Raw genomic sequence first — 22,175 nt, 5'->3', positions numbered from 1 at the left:
CGGTCACCCTGGGGTGACCGGGCCCTCGAGGCGCCGAGGTGGTGTCAGGCGCCGATCTTCTGCTGTCCCTTGCGCGCCCGGAGGTGGTCGAGGCGCTCCTGCAGCAGCTCCTCGAGCTCGGCGCGCGTGCGCCGCTCGAGCAGCATGTCCCAGTGGCTCCGGGGGGCCTTGACGTCGCCCTCGTCGATCGTGACGGGCTTGCCGTCCGCCGACAGCAGACGACCCTCCTGCCCGCTCTTGGGCGACTGCCACACGTCGGGGACCTCCGCCTCCTCGGCGAAGACCATCTCGAAGGTGGTGCCGTCGGCCGTCTGGTAGACGGCCCTCTTGCGGGGCGAGAACTCCACGCCCTCCTCGCTCTGGAGACTCTGGCTCCCGAGCCTCATGCCGCGCAAACTGCGATCTGCCATGGTGCGGTCTCCTCTCGCGATGCGAACACCCGTTGTAACCCGTCGGTACCCGCGTCCCGTCCCGGGCGGAGACATCTCACAGACGATGCCCAGTCCTCAGACGGCAGGAGGCGGCGCCAGGGTCTCGAGCGCGAGGTCGGTCCGGTCCGTGACGATGCCGACCACGCCGAGGCGCACCAGGCGTCGCACGTCGTCGGGGTCGTCGACCGTCCAGACGTGCGTCTCGATCCCGGCCGCGGCCCAGTCGGCGACGCGCTGCTCGGTGGCGATCGTGAGGCGCCACCACCTCTCGGGCACCTGCACGGCGTCGAACCCGCGGGTGACGAGGCGCAGCCCGAGGCGTCGGAGCGGACCGCGGGGGAGCGTGCTCGCGACGAGGGCGGCTCCCACGCCCCAGGACGACGCCGACGAGGCGACGCCGGGCAGGAGGCCGGTGACCGCCCGTCGACGCTTGGTCGAGAACGACGTGACGAGCACCCGGTCGACGGCGTCCGCGCGGACGATCGCCTCCGCCGTGGGGCGCACCGCCTCGTCGGCCTTCACGTCGATGTTGAAGAAGGCGTCGGGGAAGGCCTCGAGGGCCTCCTGCAGGGTGGGCACGGTCTGGTCCTCGGGCAGGCGCACCGCTCGGACCTGCTCCAGCGTGAGCAGCGACAACCGTCGACCGTTGCCCGCGACCCGCCCGAGGTCGGCGTCGTGGCTGATGATCGCGACCCCGTCGAGCGTCGCGTGGACGTCGGTCTCGAGGTACGGCGTGCCCAGTGCGAGCGCCCGCGCGAACGCGAGGAGCGTGTTCTCGGGGGCGTCGACCGCGAAGCCGCGGTGGGCGAGGACCCGGGGGACCGGGGCGTCGAAGAAGCGCGTCACGCCCGCGGGCCGCCGTCACCCTCCGGCGCGACCTCGCCGTCGGTCGTGGGGGCACCGCCCGCGGCGGAGCCCCGGCCGGCTCCCGTGGTGGGGAAGCCCAGGTCGGGCTCCGCGTGCAGGTCGGTGGTCTCGGCGAGGTCCGGCGTCGTCGGCATCTCGGTCACGTCCGTGGTGCTGCGCGGCTTCCAGCCGGGGGCGTCGGGGTCCCGCGGCGCGAAGAAGCCACCGCTGATGCCCTTGAGGGCGTCGGTGAGCTCGCTGGGGATCACCCACAGCTTGTTGGCCGATCCCTCGGCGAGCTTGGGCAGGGTCTGCAGGTACTGGTAGGCGAGCAGCTTCGGGTCGGGGTCGCCAGCGTGGATGGCGTTGAAGACGGTCTGGATCGCCTCGGCCTCGCCCGTGGCGCGGAGCACCTGCGCCTTGGCGTCGCCCTCGGCCTTGAGGATCGCGGACTGGCGCTGCCCCTCCGCCTCGAGGATCTGCGACTGCTTGGTGCCCTCGGCGGTGAGGATCGCCGCGCGCCGGTTGCGCTCGGCGCGCATCTGCTGCTCCATGCTGTCCTGGATCGAGGCGGGCGGGTCGATCGCCTTGAGCTCGACCCGGCCCACGCGGATGCCCCACTTGCCCGTCGCCTCGTCGAGCACGATGCGCAGCTGCCCGTTGATGTTGTCGCGGCTGGTCAGCGCCTCTTCGAGGTTGAGCCCGCCGACGACGTTGCGGAGCGTCGTCGTCGTGAGCTGCTCGACGGCGCCGAGGTAGTTGGCGATCTCGTACGTCGCGGCCCGCGCGTCGGTGACCTGGAAGTAGACGACCGTGTCGATGGAGACCACGAGGTTGTCCTCGGTGATGACCGGCTGGGGCGGGAACGAGACGACCTGCTCGCGCATGTCGATCAGCGGACGCACCCGGTCGATGAAGGGGACGAGCAGGTTGAGGCCCGGGTTGAGGGTCTTGTGGTACCGGCCGAGGCGCTCCACGACGCCGGCGCTGGCCTGCGGGATGATCCGCACGGAGCGGAAGAGCACGACGAGGGCGAGCACGACGGCGACCGCGACGACGGCGACCGTCACGATCGTGCCCGGGTTGGTGGACGGGTCCATGGATCAGGTCCTCTCGATGGGGACGACGAGTGCCGTCGAGCCCTGGATGGCGGAGACGACGACGGGGGCGCCCGTGTCGAGGTCGGCGGTGCCCGTGGGGGAGAGCAGGCGGGCGGTCCACGTCTCGCCGTTGGCGAGCTTGACCTGGCCGGCTCCGTCGCGCACGGGCACCACGACGACGCCCCGGAGGCCGAGCAGGCCCTCGACGTTGCTCGGGGTCGGATCGCCGCCCCGGCGGAGCGCCCGCAGCAGCGGTGGCCGCACGGTGAAGAGCAGGAGGACCGCGAGCACGGCCGCGACGAGCACCTGCGCCCACCACGGTGCGCCGAGCAGCCCCGTGGCGAGCCCGCCGAGGCTTCCGACGGCCAGCATGAGGAAGGTGAGCTCCAGCGTCGTGACCTCGATCACGACGAACAGCAGGAGCAGTGCGATCCAGATGATCCACGCGTACTGCGTCACGGCGTCCACGACGACTCCCTTCGTCCCCCTTGCCGTGACGCTACCATCGGCGGCCGACGGCCCGGGGGAGCGGAGGACGGATCGGTAGCATGGACGAGGCCCTCGTGGCCGCCACCGTCCGAGCACAGTCTGGAGCCCCCGTGTCCAACCCCCTCGCCGCAGGATCCCTCACCGGCAAGCGCGCCCTCGTCACCGGTTCGTCGCGGGGGATCGGCGCCGACACGGTCCGGTACCTGGCCGAGGCCGGCGCGAGCGTCGTCGTCAACTACCGCAACAAGGAGAAGCGCGCGCTGCAGCTCGTCGACGCGATCGCGGCCGCCGGCGGCACCGCGATCGCCGTCGGGGCGGACCTCACCGACGCCGCCACCGTCGACGCCATGATGGACCGCGTCCGCGACGAGCTCGGCGGGCTCGACGTGCTCGTCATGAACGCGTCGGGCGGCATGGAGTCCGGCATGGCCGAGGACTACGCGCTGCAGCTGAACCGTGACGCCCAGGTGCGCCTCCTGCGCTCCGCCCTGCCGCTGCTCGCGCCCGGCGCGCGCGTGGTGTTCGTCACGAGCCACCAGGCGCACTTCATCCGCACGACGCCGACGATGCCCGAGTACGAGCCCGTCGCCCTGAGCAAGCGCGCGGGGGAGGACGCCCTCCTCGAGCTGCTGCCCGAGCTCGAGGCCGCCGAGGTCGAGTTCGTCGTCGTCTCGGGCGACATGATCGAGGGGACCATCACGGCGACGCTGCTGGAGCGCTCGAACCCCGGTGCGATCTCGCAGCGCAAGGAGAGCGCGGGCAAGCTCTACAACGTGGCCGAGTTCGCCGCCGAGGTGGCCACGGCCGCCGTCGCACCGGTCCCGGACGACCACGTCGTGCTCGTCGGCGACGTCAGCGACTTCACGCCTCTGTCGTGACCGAGCGGGTCGTCCGCGCCACGAGCCGCCTCGTCGTCCTCGACGAGCACGACCGGGTGCTGCTCATGGACACCGTGGCGCCGACGACCGACCGGTCGCACCGCTGGATCACCCCGGGCGGCGGCGTCGACCCCGGCGAGGACCACGTGCAGGCCGCGATCCGCGAGCTGCACGAGGAGACCGGCCAGGTCGTCGACGACGTGGGCCCGGTGGTCCACGTCGACGACTTCGAGGTCGCCTGGGACGCCGCCGACCACACGCACGGGCACGCCGAGTTCTTCGTCGTGCGGCTGCCGCACTTCGACGTCGTCACGGACGACTGGACGGACGACGAGCGCGTCGACATCCTCGCGTCGCGCTGGTGGACGCTCGACGAGCTCGAGGCCACCGCCGAGGCGTACGAACCCGAGGCGCTGGTCGACATCGTGCGCGGCGCGCTGCACGCCGCGGACCAGACCCGGTAGCGCCTCCCTCATGGGTCGCGGTGAACGCCGATAATGCACATTATGTCAGGTCGAGTCCTGGGAGCACCCCCGTCAGGCTCGTCCTGGCGCTCGTCCGTGGTGCTCACGGGCGCTCCCCGGCCCGTCGCGGTTGAGTGGCGGACATGAGCGACGACGCCGACGCGACCACGACCTCCGGACCAGCCGCCACCGACGGCGGGGCGACCCGCGACGGCACGGTGGCACCCGACGCGCCCGACGGGCCCGACGCCGCGCACCGCCGACCCGACGGCGTCGACGACGCCACCGTCGCGGCGCTGGGCAAGCTCGGCGAGGCGCTCGAGGTCGTCGAGGACGCCCGGGGTTCGCTCTACCGCTTCCACCGGCTCACGGGCAAGGCCGACCTGGCGCTCGGCGAGGCCGTCGAGGCGTTCCGGGACGCCGGCCACGGCGACGTGGCCGACCGACTGGACCGCGACCTCGTGGGCCGCAACGTGCTCCGCGACCGCTGGACCTTCCAGGTCGTCGAGGACTACGACGACGACTACTGGGGCCCGTTCCGCGACGCCGAGCGCCGCGCTCGCGACGAGCTCGCGGGCGGACGCCGGCACCTCTTCGAGGCCGAGATGAAGGAGGACCGCCGCACGCACGGTCGCCACCACCACGAGGCCCGCCCGCCGGAGGCCCCGGCCGGGACTGCTTGACTGGTCGCCATGACCTGCCCCTCCGTCCCCGGTCCCCCCGCCGACCGTGAGCCCGCCGACCGCGCCCCCGTGGACCGGGCCCGCGTGGAGGCCGCCGTCTCGGAGATCCTCGCCGCCGTCGGCGAGGACGCCGCTCGCCCGGGCCTGTCGGCCACGCCGAGGCGCGTCGCCGACCTCTACGCCGAGCTGTTCTCGGGCCTCGGCGTCGACGAGGTCGAGCTCGTCCGGGCCGGTTCCGTGCCGGCCGGGGCCGGCCAGCTGGGCGAGGTCGTCGTGGTGCGCGACGTCGAGTTCCGCTCCGTCTGCGAGCACCACCTCCTGCCCTTCACGGGCGTGGCCCACGTCGCCTACGTGCCCCGCGACGCCATCGTCGGGCTGGGCGCGATCCCCCGCGTCGTCGACGCCGTCGCCTCCCGGCCCCAGTTGCAGGAACGCCTCGGCGAGGAGCTCGCCGACGCCTTCGCCACCGGTCTCGACGCCCTGGGCGTGCTCGTCGTCCTCGACGCCGCCCACGGCTGCGTGACGACGCGCGGTCCCCGCCAGGTGCGGAGCACGACCGTCACGCTCGCCAGCCGTGGCGTCCTCGGCGACGCGGCGGCCCGCGCCGAGGCGGTCGCGCTCATCGGGGCGCCGCGTGGCTGAGCCGGGCACGGGGCCGGCCGCCGCCTCCGGACTGCCGCTCCCCCGCCTCCTGCACCCCGTCCGCACGATCGGCCGGCGCCGGTTCGACTTCGACCGGCAGGTCGCGGTGATGGCCGTCGTCAACCGGACCCCCGACTCGTTCCACGACCGCGGCCGTACCTTCGCCCTCGACCGGGCCGTCGAGGCGGCCCTCGTCGCCGTCGACGAGGGCGCCGACTGGGTCGACGTCGGCGGCGTGCCCTTCGCCCCCGGGCCCGAGGTGCCGCCGCGCGACGAGCTCGCGCGCGTGCTGCCCGTCGTCGAGGCGCTCGTCGACCGCACCGACGTGGTGGTCTCGGTCGACACCGCACGGGCGGACGTCGCCGAGGCCGTCCTCGCCGCGGGGGCCGCGGTCGTCAACGACACGAGCGGGCTCGCCGACCCGCGCCTCGCCCCCGTGGTCGCCGACGCGGGGGCGACGCTCGTCGTGACGCACAGCCTGGCGCCTCCGCGACGGCCGCACCCGCTCCCCCGCTACGACGACGTCGTGACCGAGGTCGTCGACGCGCTGCGCCGCCGCGTCGACGTGGCCCTCGCCGCCGGGGTCGGCGAGGACCACCTCGTGGTCGACCCGGGGCACGACCTGCACAAGACGACGGTGCACACGCTCGAGCTCACCCGCCGACTGGCCGAGGTCGCCGCGCTCGGCCACCCCGTGCTCGCGGCCGTGTCGAACAAGGACTTCGTCGGCGAGGCCCTGGGTCGGCCCCGCGGCGAACGGCTCGCCGGCTCCCTCTCGGCCGCCGTCACGAGCGTGCTGCTCGGCGCCCGCGTCGTCCGCATGCACGACGTCCGCGCCTCCGTCGACGCCGTGCGGATGGTCGAGGCCGTCCTCGGCTGGCGCGACCCCCTCGAGGCACGGCACAACGTCGTGCCGGCCGTCCACCCCCAGGAGCACGCATGAGCACCGACGACCCGATCCGTCAGCTGCACCCCCGTCCGGACGAGCTCCGCGACCTCGACGACGAGGCCCTGCTCGCGCTCTACGCACCCCGACCCGGGACCCTCCGGGTCAACTTCGTCGCCACGGTCGACGGGTCGTCGACGACCGACGGCCTGAGCGGGCACCTGGGCGGGGCCGCCGACCGCCGCGTGTTCGGCCTCCTGCGCCGTCTCTGCGACGTGGTCGTCGTCGGGGCCGGCACCGTGCGCGACGAGGGCTACGGCCCGATGGTGCTCTCCGAGGACGACGTCGCGTGGCGCACGGCCCACGGCTATGCGGCCCAGCCCGTGTTCGCCCTCGTCTCGCGCTCGGCGCGCCTGGACGCCGACAGCCGGATCTTCACCGGGGCGCCCGTGCGCCCCCTCGTGCTCACCTCGGGAGCGGCCCCCGCCGAGCGCCGCCGTGCCCTCGAGGCCGTCGCGGACGTCGTCGAGTGCGGCGACGACACGGTCGAGCCCGCCCGCCTGCGGACCGCCCTCGCCGAACGGGGGCTCGCCCGGGTCCTCTGCGAGGGCGGGCCGTCGCTGCTCGGCGACCTCGTCGCCGGGGACGTCGTGGACGAGCTGTGCCTCACCCTCGCCCCCCAGCTCGAGGGCGGCACCGGCCCGCGCATCGCCACGCGCGAGGGCGACGCCGTCGACCTGCGCGACCTGCGGCTCGACCTCGCCCTGCTCGCCGGGAGCACGGTGCTCACGCGCTGGGGCCGCGACCGCTGAACGGCGGAGGGCCGCCGCGCTGCTGCGCGACGGCCCTCCGGCAGGGTCGGGCCCGGGTCAGACCCAGTCCTCGCCGAAGCCGGACTCGATCGCGGCCACGAGGTCGTCGACGGCCGCCTCGGCGTCGGGTCCCGTCGCCATGAGGTGCACCGTGGACCCCGCCGGCAGGCCGAGGCCCATGATGCGGATGAGGCTCTTGGCGTCGACGCCGTTCAGCGTCACGTCGCTCTGCCACGCCGCCGCCCGCTTCACCAGCTCCGCCGCCGGCCGGGCGTGGAGGCCGCTCGCGTTGACGATGACGGCCGAGCGCTCGACCGCGTCGGCCCCGCGCAGGAGGCGCTCGTCAGCGTGCGGCGCCGCCACCCCGGTCGCGCTGCGGGCCGCCTCGGCGACCGCGGCGAGGTCGCCCCCGGTCTCGGCGGCGACAGCCGCGGCCACGGTGCCCTCGACGATGGGCGCGTCGGCGATGACCACGCGGGCGCGCTCGGCGTCGTCGAGGAAGTCCAGGGCCGTCTCGGTCGTGAGGATCGCCGAGCCCAGGTCGCAGAGCACGACGACCTCCGCTCCCCCGGCGCCGGCCGTGGCGAGGGCGGCGCTGACGGCGTCGAAGCTCGTGCCGATGCCACCGTCGTCGGTCCCGCCGACGGCGACGAGCCGGGTCGTCGGAGCCATCTGACGCGCGAGCGCGACGGTGCCCTCGGCGATCGCCCTGCTGTGCGAGACCACCACGATGCCAGTCACGAGCGCACCCCCTCGGCAGCGTCGGCCGCCGCGACGAGCAGGTACGACGAGGACTCCGCCCCGGGGTCGCGGTGCCCGATCGCCCGGTCGCCGAGGTACGACGCCCGCCCCTTGCGGGCGACCAGCGGCTCGGTGGCGACCGCGCCGGCCACGGCGGCGTCCGCGGCGGACCGCAGCACGGCCTCGGGTGCGGCACCGCCCTCGGCGGCGGAGCGCGCCGCGTCGACCGCGGGGGTCCAGGCGTCGACCATCGTCGCGTCGCCCGCCTCGGCCTTGCCGCGCAGCACGAGGCCGTCGCGGGCCGCCTCGAGGAACGCGACCACGCCCCCGGCGTCGAGCTCGGCGCGACCGGCGACCGCCTGCGAGCCCTTGAGGAACGCGGTGCCGAGGAGCGGCCCCGAGGCGCCGCCCACCGTCGAGATGAGGGTCGTGGCGACCGTCTTGAGCACGTCCGCCGGGACGGCGTCGTCGCCCAGGCCGTCGAGCTTCGCCAGCACGGCCGCGAAGCCGCGCTGCAGGTTCTCGCCGTGGTCGCCGTCGCCGATCTCGCGGTCGAGGTCGACGAGGTGGGCGCGGCGCTCGGACACGACGGCCGCGGCCGTCCTGACCCAGGCGAGCGCCCAGTCGGTGTCGAGGGGCATGGGGTGGTCCTTCCCTGGTCGGGTGATGGGGTGCGGAGGGCTCAGCAGGGTCACGGTCAGCGCCCCCAGCGGAGCGCGGCGGTCTGCACGGGAGCGTCCCACAGGGCCGTCGTGGCCTCGTCGAGGCGCGTGACGGTGATCGAGGCCCCCTGCATCTCGAGGCTCGTGACGTAGCTGCCGACGAGGCTGCGGGTCACGCGCAGGCCGTGCTCCGCGAGCACCTCGGCCGCACGGCGGTAGACGATGTAGAGCTCGCTGAGCGGCGTGCCGCCCATGCCGTTGACGAAGAGCAGGACGTCCTCGCCGGAGGCGGCGCCCACGTCGTCGAGGACCGGCCCGAGGAGGCGGTCCACGAGGCGGTCGGCGGGCTCCAGCGCCACGCGCTCGCGGCCCGGCTCGCCGTGGATCCCGACGCCGATCTCGACCTCGTCGTCGCCGAGGTCGAAGCCGGGACGACCCGCGTGCGGGACGGTGCCCGCGCTGAGGGCGACGCCCATCGAGCGGGTGGACGCCACGGCGCGGCGCGCGACCTCGGCGACCTCGTCCAGGGAGTCGCCGCGCTCGGCGGCCGCGCCGGCGAGCTTCTCGACGACGACCGTCCCGGCGACGCCACGACGCCCCGCGGTGTAGAGCGAGTCCTGCACGGCCACGTCGTCGTCGACCACGACGGTCGCGACGCGCACGCCCTCGGCGTCGGCGAGGTCGGCCGCGGTCTCGAAGTTGAGCACGTCGCCCGTGTAGTTCTTGACGACGTGGAGCACCCCCGCTCCCCCGTCGACGGCGAGCGTCGCGGCGAGCACGGGGTCGGGCGTGGGCGAGGTGAAGACGGGGCCGGGCACGGCCGCCGCCAGCATCCCCGGCCCGACGAAGCCGGCGTGGAGGGGCTCGTGGCCGCTGCCTCCCCCGCTCAGCACGGCCACGCGGCCGGGCGTCGGGCCGGAGGCGCGGGCGACGTAGAGCGGATCGGTCGACACGGTCACCAGGTCGGCGTGCGCGAGGCCGAAGCCCGCGACCGACTCGGTGACGACGTCGTCCACGGCGTTGACGAGCTTCTTCATGCGTGTCCCCTCTTCGGTGGACCGGGACGTCCACGGCCCGGTGCCGGCCACGCTACCGCGCCACGCCCGAAGCGCCCTGTTGCACACATGTGCAGAAGCGGTGCACCGCGGCCGTCCCCAGGGTCCTCCCAGCGCTAGGGTGTGGGCACACGCTCACCGCGGGGCGCATCGACGCACCCCGCCGATCGACAAGGAAGGTCGACGTGGAACTGGGAACGATTTTTCTTTCAGAGACGGTGGGCACGGGCCTGCTCCTCCTCCTCGGCGGTGGCGTCGTCGCCAACGTCGCGCTGACGAAGACGAAGGGCTTCAACGGCGGCACCCTCATGGTCAACTTCGGCTGGGGCCTCGCGGTCTTCGTCGGCATCCTGACCTCGTACTCGTCGGGGGCGCACCTCAACCCGGCCGTCAGCATCGCGCAGCTGATCCTCGGCAACATCGACGGCGTCGAGTTCCTCGTCTACGTCGCGGCGCAGATGGTCGGCGCGATCATCGGAGCGACCTTCGTCTGGCTCGCCTACAAGCAGCACTTCGACGACGAGCCCGACCCCGCCACGAAGCTCGGCGTCTTCTCGACGGGCCCGGCGATCCGCAGCTACGGCTGGAACCTCGTCACGGAGGTCATCGGCACCTTCGTGCTCGTCTTCACGATCATCGCCATCACCAACGGCGGCACGCCCGACGCCGCCAACCTCGGACCGCTCGGCGGACTCGCCGTCGCCCTGCTCGTCGTCGGCATCGGCGCGTCGCTCGGTGGCCCCACGGGGTACGCCATCAACCCGGCCCGTGACCTCGGACCGCGCATCGCGCACGCCCTCCTCCCCATCAAGGGCAAGGGCTCGAGCGACTGGTCCTACGCCTGGGTGCCGATCGTCGGCCCCCTGGTCGGCGGCGCCCTCGCGGCCGTCCTGAGCTACCCGCTGCTCCCCCTCGCGGCCTGATCCGCACCCTGCCGACACCATCAACGACGAAGGAGACCACCCCGTGAGCGACCAGGACTACGTCCTCGCCATCGACCAGGGCACCACCAGCACCCGCGCGATCATCTTCGACCACTCCGGGTCGATCGTCTCGAGCGGCCAGAAGGAGCACGAGCAGATCTTCCCGCGCGCGGGCTGGGTCGAGCACGACCCGCTCGAGATCTGGAAGAACACCCGCGAGGTGATCGGCCAGGCACTGTCGCGGGCCGACGTCACGCGCCACAACATCAAGGCCGTCGGCATCACCAACCAGCGTGAGACCGCCGTCGTCTGGGACCGCACCACGGGCCAGCCCGTGTACAACGCCATCGTCTGGCAGGACACCCGCACCCAGGCGCTCGTCGACCGGCTCGCCGCGGGCGACACCGACAAGTACAAGGCCGTCGTGGGCCTGCCCCTGGCGACCTACTTCGCCGGCACGAAGATCATGTGGATCCTCGAGAACGTCGAGGGCGCCCGCGAGAAGGCCGAGGCCGGCGACCTGCTCTTCGGCACCACCGACACCTGGGTGCTCTGGAACCTCACGGGCGGCACCGACGGCGGGGTCCACAAGACCGACGTGACGAACGCGTCGCGCACGCTCTTCATGGACCTCGAGACGCTCCAGTGGCGCGACGACATCCTCGCCGACTTCGGCGTGCCGAAGTCGATGCTCCCCGAGATCGTCTCGTCCTCCGAGGTCTACGGCCACGTCGAGTCGTCCAGCCTCCTCCGCGAGGTGCCCATCGCGGGCATCCTGGGCGACCAGCAGGCCGCCACGTTCGGTCAGGCCGCGTTCGACCAGGGCGAGTCGAAGAACACCTACGGGACCGGCAACTTCCTGATCTTCAACACGGGCACCGACATCGTCCGTTCCGAGAACGGCCTGCTCACGACGGTCGGCTACAAGCTCGGCGACCAGGAGACCCACTACGCGCTCGAGGGGTCGATCGCCGTCACCGGCTCGCTCATCCAGTGGCTCCGCGACAACCTGGGCCTCATCGGCAGCGCCCCCGAGGTCGAGGCGCTCGCCCGCACGGTGGACGACAACGGCGGGGTCTACGTCGTCCCGGCCTTCTCCGGCCTGTTCGCGCCCTACTGGCGTTCCGACGCCCGCGGTGCGATCGTCGGGCTCACGCGCTTCGCGAACAAGGGCCACATCGCCCGCGCGGCCCTCGAGGCGACCGCGTTCCAGACGCGCGAGGTCCTCGACGCGGTCAACGCCGACTCCGGCGTGGACCTCACCGAGCTCAAGGTCGACGGGGGCATGGTGCAGAACGACGCGCTCATGCAGTTCCAGGCCGACCTCCTGAACGTGCCCGTGGTGCGTCCGGTGGTGGCTGAGACGACGGCCCTCGGCGCGGCCTACGCGGCCGGCCTCGCCGTCGGCTTCTGGGGCTCGCTCGACGAGCTCCGCGCCAACTGGCAGGAGGACAAGCGCTGGGAGCCCCAGCTCGACGCCGACGAGCGCGAGCGCGAGCTGCGCCTCTGGAAGAAGGCCGTCACCAAGACCTTCGACTGGGTCGACGAGGACGTGCGCTGACCCCGGCGCCGCGTTGACAGCAGAGGGCCCGTCCGCGAGGACGGGCCCTCCGTCGTCCGTGCCGTCAGGAGGCCGGGGCTCGGCCGGGCGCGCAGGCCCGCTCCGTCACGCCCGCGTCGCCGCGACCCACTGCTCGAGCTTGGCCGAGGCCGCGCCGGAGTCGACGGCCTCGGCGGCCACCGTGAGCTGCTCGCGGAACCGGGCGACGAGGGGACGGTCCCGTTGCGTCGGGTCCGCGGCCAGGCGGTACGAGACCAGGCCGGCCGCCGCGTTGAGCAGGACGATGTCGCGGACCGGTCCCCGCTCCCCCGCGAGGGTCCGGCGGGCGACCCCCGCGTTGTGCTCGCCGTCGCCGCCGAGGAGGTCCTCGATGCGCGCGCGCGGCACGCCCAGCTCGAGCGGGTCGAGGTCGTGCTCGGTGACCGAGCCCGCCGAGACCTCCCAGATGTGGCTGTGCCCCGTCGTCGTGAGCTCGTCGAGCCCGTCGTCGCCGCGGAAGACCAGGGCCGTCGCGCCGCGGGTCTGGAAGACGCCGACGATGAGCGGGACCTTGTCGAGCGCGGCGACGCCCACGGCGCTCGCCTCCGGTCGGGCCGGGTTGCAGAGCGGGCCGAGGAAGTTGAACACCGTCGGCACGCCGATCTCCCGGCGGACGGCCGCGGCCTGGCCGAAGCCGGGGTGGAACGCGCCCGCGAAGGCGAAGGTCATGCCCACCTCGGCGAGCACCTCGGCGACCCGGTCGGCGGACAGCCCCAGGTCCACGCCGAGCGCGGCGAGGACGTCGCTCGAGCCGGAGGACGAGCTCGCGGCGCGGTTGCCGTGCTTGATCACCGGGACCCCGGCGGCCGCGACGACCACGGAGGCCATCGTCGAGACGTTGACGGTGCCGAACCGGTCACCGCCCGTGCCGACGATGTCGACGGCCATGGTGTCGACCGGCAGCGGCACCGCGTGGGCCAGGACCGCGTCGCGGAAGCCCACGATCTCGTCCACGGTCTCGCCCTTGGCCCGGAGGGCCACGAGGAACGCGGCCAGCTGGGCGGGCGTCGCCTCGCCCCGCATGACGCGCTCCATGCACCAGGTCGCCTCGGCGATCGAGAGGTCGCGCCGGGCGAGCAGCGCGTCGACGACGGAGGGCCAGGAGAGCTCGGAGGTCATGCCCGCCAGGCTACTGGCCGGGGAGGCCCGCACATTTGTCTCGACGTCGACGCAGATTCCGGCACCCGGTGTTCCCTGCGCAGATGCAGGGCGAGTTACCAGGCATAATGGGACCCGTGACAAGCACCTCACTCTCGAGACCCTCCACCGGCCCGGTCGTCAACCGACCCAGCACGGTCGCCGTCGGCACCATCGTGTGGCTCGGCAGCGAGGTCATGTTCTTCGCCGGCCTCTTCGCGATCTACTTCACGCTGCGCTCCACGTCGCCCGGCCTCTGGGCCTTCGAGACCGAGAAGCTCAACGTACCGTTCGCCCTCGCGAACACGATCACGCTGGTGCTCTCCTCCGTGGCCTGCCAGTTCGGCGTGTTCGCGGCCGAGCGCATGCAGGCCCGTCGCACGGGCGGCCTCCTGCAGTTCGGTCGCTGGGGCATGGTCGAGTGGTTCTTCCTCACCTACGCGATGGGCGCCGTCTTCGTCGTCGGCCAGGTCTTCGAGTACGCGGAGCTCGTCCACGAGGGCGTCACGATGAGCTCGAGCGCCTACGGCTCCGCCTTCTACATGACGACCGGCTTCCACGGAGCCCACGTCATCGGTGGTCTCATCGCGTTCCTCCTGACCATCGGCCGGGCCTACGCCGCGAAGAACTTCGGGCACAAGGAGGCGACGACGGCCATCGTGGTCTCGTACTACTGGCACTTCGTCGACGTGGTGTGGATCGGCCTCTTCCTGGTCATCTACGTCCTCAAATAGGCATCGGAAAGTCTGCACAGCATGTTCTCCAAGAACCCGTCCTCCCGCACCGCGACGAAGAAGACCGGACGCCGTGGCCCCGTCGCCACCGCCAGCCTCCTGCTCGTCGGCCTCCTGACCACCGGCGGCGCCTACGCGCTGTTCTCCTCGACCGCGACCGCCGACGAGAGCGCGACCACGGCCGCCTCGCAGCAGATGCTCGACGAGGGCCAGAAGCTCTTCGCGTCCAACTGCGCCACCTGCCACGGGCTCGAGGCCCAGGGCACGGACGACGGCCCCAGCCTCATCGGCGTGGGCGCGGCCTCCGTGGACTTCCAGGTCGGCACGGGGCGCATGCCCCTCGCCCTCTCCGGCCCGCAGGCCGAGGAGAAGCCGGTGCAGTTCACCGACGAGCAGACCAAGCAGATGGCGGCCTGGGTCGCGTCGCTGGCCCCCGGGCCCGGCATCCCCGACGAGGAGTACCTCGGCGGCGACGGCGACGCCACCAACGGCGCCGAGCTCTTCCGCATCAACTGCGCGATGTGCCACAACGTGGCCGGTGCCGGCGGAGCCCTCACCGAGGGCAAGTACGCCCCGCCCCTGCACGACGTCGAGTCGAGCCACATCTACGAGGCGATGCTCACGGGCCCGCAGAACATGCCCGTCTTCAACGACCTCAACATCTCGCCCGAGGACAAGGCCGACATCATCACGTACCTCAAGTACCTCGACGCGAACCCGTCGCCCGGTGGCTTCGAGCTCGGCAGCCTGGGCCCCGTGGCCGAAGGCCTCTTCATCTGGATCTTCGGACTCGGCGCGGTCGTGGCCGTGACGATCTGGCTCACCGCCCGATCGAACTGACCCGACCCCCTCGCACCGCACGAAAGGCACAACACATGGCACAGCACGACGACGACGCCCCTCTGGCGGGCTCGGCTGTCGAGAAGCATGAGCCTCGACGGGTGTCGGCCGGCACCGCAGTCGTGACCGACGACGTCTTCGAGAACCCCGGCGAGCCGCCGCACCGCGACCGCGTCACCGACAAGGACCCGGTCGCCGAGAAGCGCGCCGAGCGTCAGGTCAGCCTCTTCTTCTTCCTGTCCCTGGTCGGCACCGTCGGCGCCCTGGCCGCGTACGTCGCCTTCCCCATCACCTCGGGCGACAGCGGCTCCGTGCGGCTCAACAACCTCTTCCTCGGCCTGGGCATCGCCCTCGGCCTCCTCTCGATCGGCATCGGCGCGGTCCACTGGGCCAAGACCCTCATGCCCGCGCGCGAGATCACGGAGATGCGCCACAGCACCCGCGGCTCGGACGAGACCCGTGAGAAGGCGCTCGAGGTCTTCGCCCTCGGCAACCAGGAGTCCGGCTTCGGTCGGCGCACGCTGATCCGCAACAGCATGATCGGCGCCCTGGTCGCCGCCCCCCTGCCCGCGGTCGTGCTCTTCCGCGACCTCGCCCCGTCGGCGGACCCGAACTCGGTCCTCCGTCACACCCTGTGGGAGCGAGGGATGCACCTCACCCTCGACCCGTCGGGTGCCCGCATCAAGGCATCGGACGTCACCTTCGGGTCGGCGTTCCACGTGATCCCCGAGAGCCTCAACGAGTCCGAGGACCTCCTCGAGGAGAAGGCCAAGGCCGCCGTCCTGCTCATGCGCCTCCAGCCCGAGGACCTCAACATCCCCGAGGGCCGCGAGGACTGGCAGTACGACGGCATCGTCGCCTACTCGAAGATCTGCACGCACGTCGGGTGCCCCGTGGCCCTCTACGAGCAGCAGACCCACCACCTGCTCTGCCCCTGCCACCAGTCGACGTTCGACGTGACGAACAACTGCGAAGTGATCTTCGGACCGGCCAAGCGTCCGCTGCCGCAGCTGCCCATCACGGTCGACTCCGACGGGTACCTCGTCGCGCAGAGCGACTTCCACGAACCTGTGGGCCCGAGCTTCTGGGAGCGCGAAAAGTGACCACCACCACCCCTGCACCGTCGACGGAGACGACGAGCACGTCGACGCCCTCCCGCGCCGCCGACTCGTTCGCACCGACCAAGTCGAACCGTTTCTTCGGCACGGCCATGAACTACGTCGACGAGCGGACCAGCGTCTCCGGACTCGTCCGCGAGGTCGGCCGCAAGATCTTCCCGGACCACTGGTCCTTCATGCTCGGCGAGGTCGCGCTCTACAGCTTCGTCGTCATCCTGCTCTCGGGCACGTTCCTGACGTTCTTCTACCAGCCGTCCATGGCCGAGGTGAACTACAACGGGTCGTACGTCCCGCTCAAGGGGCTGAACATGTCGGCCGCCATGGCGTCGACGCTCGACATCTCGTTCGACGTGCGCGGTGGCCTGCTGTTCCGCCAGGTGCACCACTGGGCGGCGCTGCTGTTCGTGGCGTCGATCATGCTGCACATGCTCCGCGTCTACTTCACGGGTGCGTTCCGCAAGCCCCGTGAGCTCAACTGGGTCATCGGCTTCGTGCTGTGGATCCTCGCCATGGCCGAGGGCTTCACGGGGTACTCGCTCCCCGACGACCTGCTCTCCGGCAACGGCCTCCGCATCATCGACGGCATGGTCAAGGGCATCCCCGTCATCGGCGTGTGGATCTCCTACCTGCTCTTCGGTGGGGAGTTCCCGGGGACCGACGTCGTGGCTCGCCTGTACTCGCTGCACATCATGCTGCTGCCCGCGCTGCTCATCGCCATGCTCGGTGCGCACCTCCTGCTGCTCGTGATCAACAAGCACACCCAGTTCGCCGGCCCCGGCAAGACGAACGAGAACGTCGTCGGCGTGCCCGTCATGCCCGTCTTCGCGGCCAAGGCCGGTGGGTTCTTCTTCATCGTCTTCGGTGTGCTCGTCCTCATCTCGGCGCTGTTCACGATCAACCCGATCTGGAACTACGGCCCCTACGACCCGTCCCCGGTCTCGGCCGGCACGCAGCCCGACTGGTACATCGGCTTCGCCGACGGCGCCCTGCGCCTCGTCCCCCCGGGCTGGGAGTTCCTGCTCTTCGGGTACACGGTCTCGATGAACATCCTCGCCCCCATCGCGGTCCTCACCGGCCTCATCGTGGCGATCATGGTCTACCCGTTCCTCGAGGCGTGGGTCACCGGCGACAAGCGCGAGCACCACATCCTGGACCGTCCGCGCAACGCGCCGACCCGTACGGCCATCGGTGCTGCCGGCATCGTCGTCTACGCGGCCCTCTGGGCGGCGGCCAGCTCGGACATCATGGCGACGCACTTCCACGTGTCCCTCAACGCCGTGATCCACGTCATGCAGGCCGTCCTGATCCTCGGACCGTTCGTCGCCTTCATGGTCACGAAGCGCATCTGCATCGCGCTCCAGAAGAAGGACCGCGAGATCGCTCTCCACGGTTACGAGACCGGACGCATCGTCCGCCTCCCCGGCGGTGAGTACATCGAGGTCCACGAGCAGCTCGACGAGTACGAGCGTTGGCGCCTCCTCGACTTCGAGGAGTACGAGCCGCTCATGGTCCGACCCGATGCTCGTGGCCGCATCAGCCCGCTCCAGCGGGTCCGCGCGTCCGTCTCCTCGTTCTTCTTCGAGGACCGCATCGCACCGGTGCGCCGGAGCGAGATCGAGGCGTCGCACCACCACGGCATCGAGTCGTCGGACCAGGGTTCGCAGCGCGAGCTGCACTGACCCCGACCGCTCCCCCTCGAAGGGCCCGACCGCTCCGGCGGTCGGGCCCTTCGGCGTTCTGGATGACGCACGCCTCCGTCACCAGACAGGGTCCGCGGCCCTGCACACCGGGAACGGACGGGCCCTCGGGCGAGCCGTGCTCCGAGGCTCTCCCGTGCCTGTCCGCACCAGAGTGCGCCTCCGTCCTGTCGCCGGTCCGCGGGCCGTGTCAGGGCGAACCCGTGCTCGCGGGACGGCGGGCACAGTGGCACCCGCCCACGTCCCTCGCGCCGAGGACACGCAGCGGTCGCGTGACGATGATCAGGGACGGTTGCCGCGCAGAACGCACCGCTCCGCCGCCCCGGGCGACCGGGGCCCGTCGTGTGCCCTCGGTGTCGGTGCCTGAGCCGCCCTCGGGCAGGATGCACGCCCGTGCTGTCGGTCCCCGGACCGGCCTCGGGGAGCCCGTACCCCCGGTGGACGAGCCTCGTGCTGTACGCGCAGGGCCATGCCGCACGCGAGCGACCGGCGTAGGCAGCCTGGGTGCGTGAGGCACGACCAGGCGAGGTCGTGCCGCGGGCTCGGTGAGACAGCTCGGGGAGGCGGCTCGTCGACCGGTGCACAGGAAGGGTCTCCGAGGTACGTGCTGCCGCCGGGTCCGTGCGCTGGTGCACGCCGCACTCCCCTGACCACCTGCGACACCGCCCCAGCCTGGTGCTGCGTCCGCGGCGGCGGCGGTACGGCGGCGGCGGTGCTGCGTCTGCGGCGGCGGTGCTGCGCCCGCTACGGCCGGGCTGCGCCCGCTACGGCGGTGCTGCGTCTGCGGCGGCCGGGTTGCGCCCGCTGCCGCGGTGCTGCGTCTGCGGCGGCCGGGCTGCGCCCACTGCCACGGTGCTCTCCCCCACTGAGTCACCGCCGGGGCTCGGCTGGCGCGCGGTCCCCGTGCGAGGCGCGGCGAGCGGGCCAGACCGTGCGTCCTCGTCGCCGCGTGCCCCCTGGTCCCGAGCCCCGCCGAGCGGGGGTGCAGGTTGCCGCAGCCGTCGGTCTGACGTCCTGGAGGACGTCACGCACGTGTGCGCGGGCCGTGCCGCGCCTCTTCCGGCCGGTGGCACGAGCAGCGTGCCTCAGGGTCGACGCTCTGCGTCATCGATGGGCGGTCAGGCCGGGCACCGACGGTCTCGAACGTACCCGGGGGTTGACTGCCGGCGGCCGGCACGCCGCCGGCTCCTACGCACCGGCGGCATCGGCGACCCGCCACACGCGCACCGGAGCAGACAGAAGGGGTACAGGCCCTGACGGACCTGCACCCCTTCTCTTCTGACGAGCGTCAGTGCGCGAAGTTGCCTCGGTAGTACTCGTAGACCCAGCCCACGAGGGAGACCACGACGAGCGCTCCGGCGATGTAGGCGATCCACATGCCGACCGCGAGACCGAGGAAGGCCAGGGCCGCGGACCCGGCGAGGAAGATCGGCCACCACGACCAGGGGCTGAAGTGCCCGAGCTCGGGGTCGCCGTCGTCGATGTTCGCGTCGAGCCGGTCCTCCGGCAGCTCCCCGCCCTGGGCCCCGTGGGACCGCGCCATGTAGAAGGCGAGGAACACGCTCAGGATCCCGGTGAGGGAGATCGCGACGGTGCCGACGGGCTCGACCTTGTCCTGGTCGATGATGCTCCACAGCGTGTACGCGGCAGCGGCGACGAAGAAGAAGACCGCCAGGACGTAGAAGAGGGTTGCGTTGGTTCTCATGCTCGGCTCACTTCACCTTGTCCTGGGAGGCGTCGTAGGTGGGCGCCTCCGGGGCGTCCTTGACGGGTCCGACACCGACGGGCATGCCGGCCTCGGGGTGGTTCAGGTCGAACGCCGGCGACTCGGAGCGGATGCGCGGGATCGACGTGAAGTTGTGCCGCGGCGGGGGGCACGACGTCGCCCACTCGAGCGAGCGTCCGTAGCCCCACGGGTCGTTGACCTCGACCTTGGGCGCCCGACGAGCGGTGATGTACACGTTGTAGAGGAACGGCAGGATCGAGACGCCGAGGATCATCGCGCCGATGGTGCTGACCTGGTTCATCCACGTGAAGTGGTCCTCGGGCTGGTACGTCGCGTAGCGGCGGGGCATGCCCATGACGCCGAGCCAGTGCTGCACGAGGAACGTGGTGTGGAACCCGATGAAGAGCAGCCAGAAGTGGATCTTGCCGATGCGCTCGTTGAGCATCTTGCCGGTCCACTTGGGCCACCAGAAGTAGAAGCCCGAGAACATGGCGAAGACGACCGTTCCGAAGACGACGTAGTGGAAGTGCGCCACCACGAAGTAGGTGTCCGAGACGTGGAAGTCGAGCGGCGGCGACGCGAGGATGACGCCGGTGAGGCCACCGAACGTGAAGGTCACGAGGAACCCGATGGCCCAGAGCATGGGCGTCTCGAAGGTGATCGAACCGCGCCACATCGTGCCGATCCAGTTGAAGATCTTCACGCCCGTGGGGACGGCGATGAGCATCGTCATCAGCGAGAAGAAGGGCAGCAGGACCGAACCCGTGACGTACATGTGGTGGGCCCACACGGTGATCGACAGGGCCGCGATCGAGATCGTGGCGAACACCAGCGTCTTGTAACCGAAGATCGGCTTGCGGCTGAAGACCGGGAAGACCTCGGACACGATGCCGAAGAACGGCAGCGCGATGATGTACACCTCGGGGTGGCCGAAGAACCAGAAGAGGTGCTGCCAGAGGATGGCACCGCCGTTGGCGGGGTTGAACACCTGCGCGTCGAAGACGCGGTCGAAGCCGAGGCCGAACAGCGCGGCGGCGAGGACCGGGAAGGCCATGATCACGAGGATCGACGTGATCAGCGTGTTCCAGGTGAAGATCGGCATGCGCCACATCGTCATGCCCGGCGCGCGCATGGTGATGATCGAGGTGATGAAGTTCACCGAGCCGAAGATCGTGCTGAACCCGGTCAGCGCGAGGCCGAACACCCAGAGGTTGCCGCCCAACCCTGGCGAGAAGGTCGTGTCCGACAACGGTGCGTAGGCGAACCATCCGAACGAGGCCGCACCCTGCGGGGTGAGGAACCCTCCCACGGCGATGAGCGCACCGAAGAAGTAGAGCCAGAACGAGAAGGCGTTGAGTCGCGGGAACGCCACGTCGGGAGCACCGATCTGCAGCGGCATGAGCGCGTTCGCGAAGCCCGAGAAGAGCGGCGTCGCGAAGAGCAGCAGCATGATCGTGCCGTGCATCGTGAAGAGCTGGTTGTACTGCTCTTTCGTCTCGACGATGTTGAGGCCCGGGGCGAAGAGCTGGGCACGGATGACCAGGGCCATCACGCCGCCGAGGCAGAAGAACAGGAACGACGCGATCAGGTACATGTACCCGATGGTCTTGTGGTCGGTGGAGGTGATCCACGAGACGACGACGTTGCCCTTGCGGCCGACCTTGGAGGCGCGGAGGTCCGGACCGGACGACGTGCCGCCGGACGCGGGGCGGGTGGCGGTGGCTGAGCTCATCGAACGCTGCCCTTACTTCTCGGAGTCTTCGGTGCCGGCGGCGACGGGCGCCTCGTTGTTCGGCTGGTTGGTGTTGGTGTTGTACTGCTCGTCGAGGCGACCGACGTTGCCCTGGTCGCGGAGCGTGTCGAGGTAGGCCTCGTACTCGCCCTCGGAGACGACCTTCACGTCGAAGAGCATGAGCGAGTGGTACTCGCCGCAGAGCTCGGCGCACTTCCCGCGGAAGGTGCCCTCCTTCTCGGGCGTGAAGTACATGTAGTTCGTCTTGCCCGGGATGGTGTCCTTCTTGTAGAGGAAGTCCACCACCCAGAAGGAGTGCGCCACGTCGCGGGACTGCAGCTCGATCTCGACCGTCTTGCCGACGGGGAGGTAGAGCACCGGCAGCTGGCCGTCGTCCACGTTGCCGTCGCCGAGCTCCTGCGCCTGGATGCCCTGGAAGTAGACCGAGTCGTCCTCGTCGTCCTGGTCGACGTAGTTGAAGTCCCACGCCCAGCGCTTCGCGTAGACGTCGATGGTGACGTCGGGCTCGGCGGTCGGCTCCTCGATCGCGGCCTGGTCGCGAGCCGTGAAGGCGAAGAAGCCCAGCACGAGGATGAACGGCACGATCGTGTAGAAGATCTCGATCGGCATGTTGTAGCGGAGCTGCACCGGCAGGCCCGTCTGGCCCTTGCGGCGACGGTAGGCGACCGAGGCCCAGATGATGAGGCCCCACACGATGACGCCCACGACGAGCAGGACGATCCAGGAGGTCACCCAGAGCCCGATGATCCGGTCGACGTGGTTGGTCGTCCCGGGTTCGGCGGGGAGGAACCCCTGCAGCTGAGCCTGCGAGCAGCCCGCCAGGATCAGGGCCAGGACGGCGGCCACGGGAGTGGCGGCCCAACGAAGACGGCGGTTACGACGCACTGTTACCTCTCGGATGACACGACAGCAGGTTGCGTTCCCAGACTCGGTGGGGACTTCCCTAGCCTACTCGCAG

23 protein-coding genes are annotated in these 22,175 nt (G+C 71.5%); 12 read left to right on the top strand and 11 right to left on the bottom strand.

Features of this window, described 5'->3' with window-relative positions; genetic code table 11:
- Window positions 1-44: 44 nt before the first annotated feature.
- The 4 genes from ACYVHQ_RS02755 to ACYVHQ_RS02740 all read right to left on the bottom strand — a co-directional run bounded on the left by ACYVHQ_RS02755 (window position 45) and on the right by ACYVHQ_RS02740 (window position 2,845).
- The gene (locus ACYVHQ_RS02755; protein ID WP_460510602.1) at window positions 45-410 is read right to left on the bottom strand and encodes an RNA polymerase-binding protein RbpA; all 366 of its coding nucleotides are present in this window, start codon (window positions 408-410) and stop codon (window positions 45-47) included.
- A 96-nt stretch (window positions 411-506) separates the two neighbouring features.
- Entirely contained in the window at window positions 507-1,277 is a 771-nt protein-coding gene (locus ACYVHQ_RS02750) for a glycerophosphodiester phosphodiesterase family protein (RefSeq protein WP_460510601.1), read from the bottom strand.
- The gene (locus ACYVHQ_RS02745) at window positions 1,274-2,377 is read right to left on the bottom strand and encodes an SPFH domain-containing protein (RefSeq protein WP_460510600.1); all 1,104 of its coding nucleotides are present in this window, start codon (window positions 2,375-2,377) and stop codon (window positions 1,274-1,276) included. The genes ACYVHQ_RS02750 and ACYVHQ_RS02745 overlap by 4 nt, the downstream gene beginning before the upstream one ends.
- Window positions 2,378-2,380: 3 nt before the next feature.
- Window positions 2,381-2,845, bottom strand: a complete 465-nt coding sequence (locus ACYVHQ_RS02740; RefSeq protein WP_460510599.1) for an NfeD family protein — start codon at window positions 2,843-2,845, stop codon at window positions 2,381-2,383.
- Window positions 2,846-2,976: 131 nt separating this feature from the next.
- On the opposite strand from ACYVHQ_RS02740, the gene ACYVHQ_RS02735 reads away from it, so the two are divergent.
- The 6 genes from ACYVHQ_RS02735 (at window position 2,977) to ACYVHQ_RS02710 (ending at window position 7,231) form a co-directional block, all read left to right on the top strand.
- Entirely contained in the window at window positions 2,977-3,744 is a 768-nt protein-coding gene (locus tag ACYVHQ_RS02735) for an SDR family oxidoreductase (protein ID WP_460510598.1), read from the top strand.
- Window positions 3,741-4,208, top strand: coding sequence for an NUDIX hydrolase (locus ACYVHQ_RS02730; RefSeq protein WP_460510597.1), 468 nt, complete (start codon window positions 3,741-3,743; stop codon window positions 4,206-4,208). Before ACYVHQ_RS02735 ends, ACYVHQ_RS02730 begins: the two co-directional genes overlap by 4 nt.
- Window positions 4,209-4,351: 143 nt before the next feature.
- Window positions 4,352-4,891 carry a hypothetical protein gene (locus ACYVHQ_RS02725; RefSeq protein ID WP_460510596.1) on the top strand — a complete coding sequence of 180 codons (540 nt, stop codon included), beginning with the start codon at window positions 4,352-4,354 and terminating at the stop codon, window positions 4,889-4,891.
- A 9-nt stretch (window positions 4,892-4,900) separates the two neighbouring features.
- A complete protein-coding gene (gene folE / locus ACYVHQ_RS02720) occupies window positions 4,901-5,533 on the top strand; it encodes a GTP cyclohydrolase I (RefSeq protein WP_460510595.1) in 633 nt (210 codons plus the stop codon).
- Window positions 5,526-6,476 carry a dihydropteroate synthase gene (gene folP, locus ACYVHQ_RS02715; protein ID WP_460510594.1) on the top strand — a complete coding sequence of 317 codons (951 nt, stop codon included), beginning with the start codon at window positions 5,526-5,528 and terminating at the stop codon, window positions 6,474-6,476. The genes folE and folP overlap by 8 nt, the downstream gene beginning before the upstream one ends.
- Window positions 6,473-7,231, top strand: a complete 759-nt coding sequence (locus ACYVHQ_RS02710; RefSeq protein WP_460510593.1) for a pyrimidine reductase family protein — start codon at window positions 6,473-6,475, stop codon at window positions 7,229-7,231. Before folP ends, ACYVHQ_RS02710 begins: the two co-directional genes overlap by 4 nt.
- Before the next feature lie 57 nt (window positions 7,232-7,288).
- Here ACYVHQ_RS02710 and dhaM read toward each other — a convergent pair whose 3' ends face one another.
- The 3 genes from dhaM to dhaK are packed head-to-tail and all read right to left on the bottom strand — an operon-like array spanning window position 7,289 to window position 9,671.
- On the bottom strand, window positions 7,289-7,972 hold the full coding sequence (gene dhaM, locus ACYVHQ_RS02705) for a dihydroxyacetone kinase phosphoryl donor subunit DhaM (protein ID WP_460510592.1): 684 nt from the start codon (window positions 7,970-7,972) through the stop codon (window positions 7,289-7,291).
- On the bottom strand, window positions 7,969-8,613 hold the full coding sequence (gene dhaL / locus ACYVHQ_RS02700; protein WP_460510591.1) for a dihydroxyacetone kinase subunit DhaL: 645 nt from the start codon (window positions 8,611-8,613) through the stop codon (window positions 7,969-7,971). The genes dhaM and dhaL overlap by 4 nt, the downstream gene beginning before the upstream one ends.
- A 56-nt stretch (window positions 8,614-8,669) precedes the next feature.
- A complete protein-coding gene (dhaK, locus tag ACYVHQ_RS02695; protein ID WP_460510590.1) occupies window positions 8,670-9,671 on the bottom strand; it encodes a dihydroxyacetone kinase subunit DhaK in 1,002 nt (333 codons plus the stop codon).
- Window positions 9,672-9,874: 203 nt separating this feature from the next.
- On the opposite strand from dhaK, the gene ACYVHQ_RS02690 reads away from it, so the two are divergent.
- Together ACYVHQ_RS02690 and glpK are read left to right on the top strand one after the other, a co-directional pair.
- Window positions 9,875-10,612 (top strand): MIP/aquaporin family protein, encoded by a 738-nt coding sequence (locus ACYVHQ_RS02690; protein ID WP_460510589.1) that lies wholly within the window; start codon window positions 9,875-9,877, stop codon window positions 10,610-10,612.
- 43 nt (window positions 10,613-10,655) lie between these two features.
- Complete coding sequence (gene glpK / locus ACYVHQ_RS02685; protein WP_460510588.1) at window positions 10,656-12,173, top strand: glycerol kinase GlpK; 1,518 nt, start codon at window positions 10,656-10,658, stop codon at window positions 12,171-12,173.
- Window positions 12,174-12,278: 105 nt separating this feature from the next.
- Here glpK and trpD read toward each other — a convergent pair whose 3' ends face one another.
- A complete protein-coding gene (gene trpD, locus ACYVHQ_RS02680) occupies window positions 12,279-13,331 on the bottom strand; it encodes an anthranilate phosphoribosyltransferase (protein ID WP_460510587.1) in 1,053 nt (350 codons plus the stop codon).
- Window positions 13,332-13,447: 116 nt separating this feature from the next.
- Here trpD and ctaE point away from each other — a divergent pair, with 116 nt between their 5' ends.
- The 4 genes from ctaE (at window position 13,448) to qcrB (ending at window position 17,720) form a co-directional block, all read left to right on the top strand.
- A complete protein-coding gene (ctaE, locus tag ACYVHQ_RS02675) occupies window positions 13,448-14,083 on the top strand; it encodes an aa3-type cytochrome oxidase subunit III (protein WP_460510586.1) in 636 nt (211 codons plus the stop codon).
- Window positions 14,084-14,104: 21 nt separating this feature from the next.
- Window positions 14,105-14,923 carry a cytochrome bc1 complex diheme cytochrome c subunit gene (qcrC, locus tag ACYVHQ_RS02670; RefSeq protein ID WP_460510585.1) on the top strand — a complete coding sequence of 273 codons (819 nt, stop codon included), beginning with the start codon at window positions 14,105-14,107 and terminating at the stop codon, window positions 14,921-14,923.
- A 35-nt stretch (window positions 14,924-14,958) separates the two neighbouring features.
- Window positions 14,959-16,026, top strand: a complete 1,068-nt coding sequence (gene qcrA / locus ACYVHQ_RS02665; RefSeq protein WP_460510584.1) for a cytochrome bc1 complex Rieske iron-sulfur subunit — start codon at window positions 14,959-14,961, stop codon at window positions 16,024-16,026.
- 107 nt (window positions 16,027-16,133) lie between these two features.
- Window positions 16,134-17,720, top strand: coding sequence for a cytochrome bc1 complex cytochrome b subunit (gene qcrB, locus ACYVHQ_RS02660; RefSeq protein WP_460511221.1), 1,587 nt, complete (start codon window positions 16,134-16,136; stop codon window positions 17,718-17,720).
- Window positions 17,721-19,026: 1,306 nt separating this feature from the next.
- On the opposite strand, the gene ACYVHQ_RS02655 is transcribed toward qcrB, so the two are convergent.
- From ACYVHQ_RS02655 to ctaC, 3 genes are read right to left on the bottom strand one after another with little or no spacing between them, the layout of a single operon-like run.
- Window positions 19,027-19,443: a cytochrome c oxidase subunit 4 gene (locus ACYVHQ_RS02655; protein WP_460510583.1), complete on the bottom strand. Its 417-nt coding sequence runs from the start codon at window positions 19,441-19,443 to the stop codon at window positions 19,027-19,029.
- A gap of 7 nt (window positions 19,444-19,450) precedes the next feature.
- A complete protein-coding gene (gene ctaD / locus ACYVHQ_RS02650) occupies window positions 19,451-21,196 on the bottom strand; it encodes an aa3-type cytochrome oxidase subunit I (protein ID WP_460510582.1) in 1,746 nt (581 codons plus the stop codon).
- A gap of 12 nt (window positions 21,197-21,208) precedes the next feature.
- Window positions 21,209-22,102 carry an aa3-type cytochrome oxidase subunit II gene (gene ctaC / locus ACYVHQ_RS02645; RefSeq protein ID WP_460510581.1) on the bottom strand — a complete coding sequence of 298 codons (894 nt, stop codon included), beginning with the start codon at window positions 22,100-22,102 and terminating at the stop codon, window positions 21,209-21,211.
- Between the last annotated feature and the right edge of the window lie 73 nt (window positions 22,103-22,175).

Source organism: Frigoribacterium salinisoli (assembly GCF_054781095.1).
The sequence above is the reverse complement of the archived record's forward strand: the minus strand, read 5'-3'. Positions and strand labels throughout refer to the sequence as shown.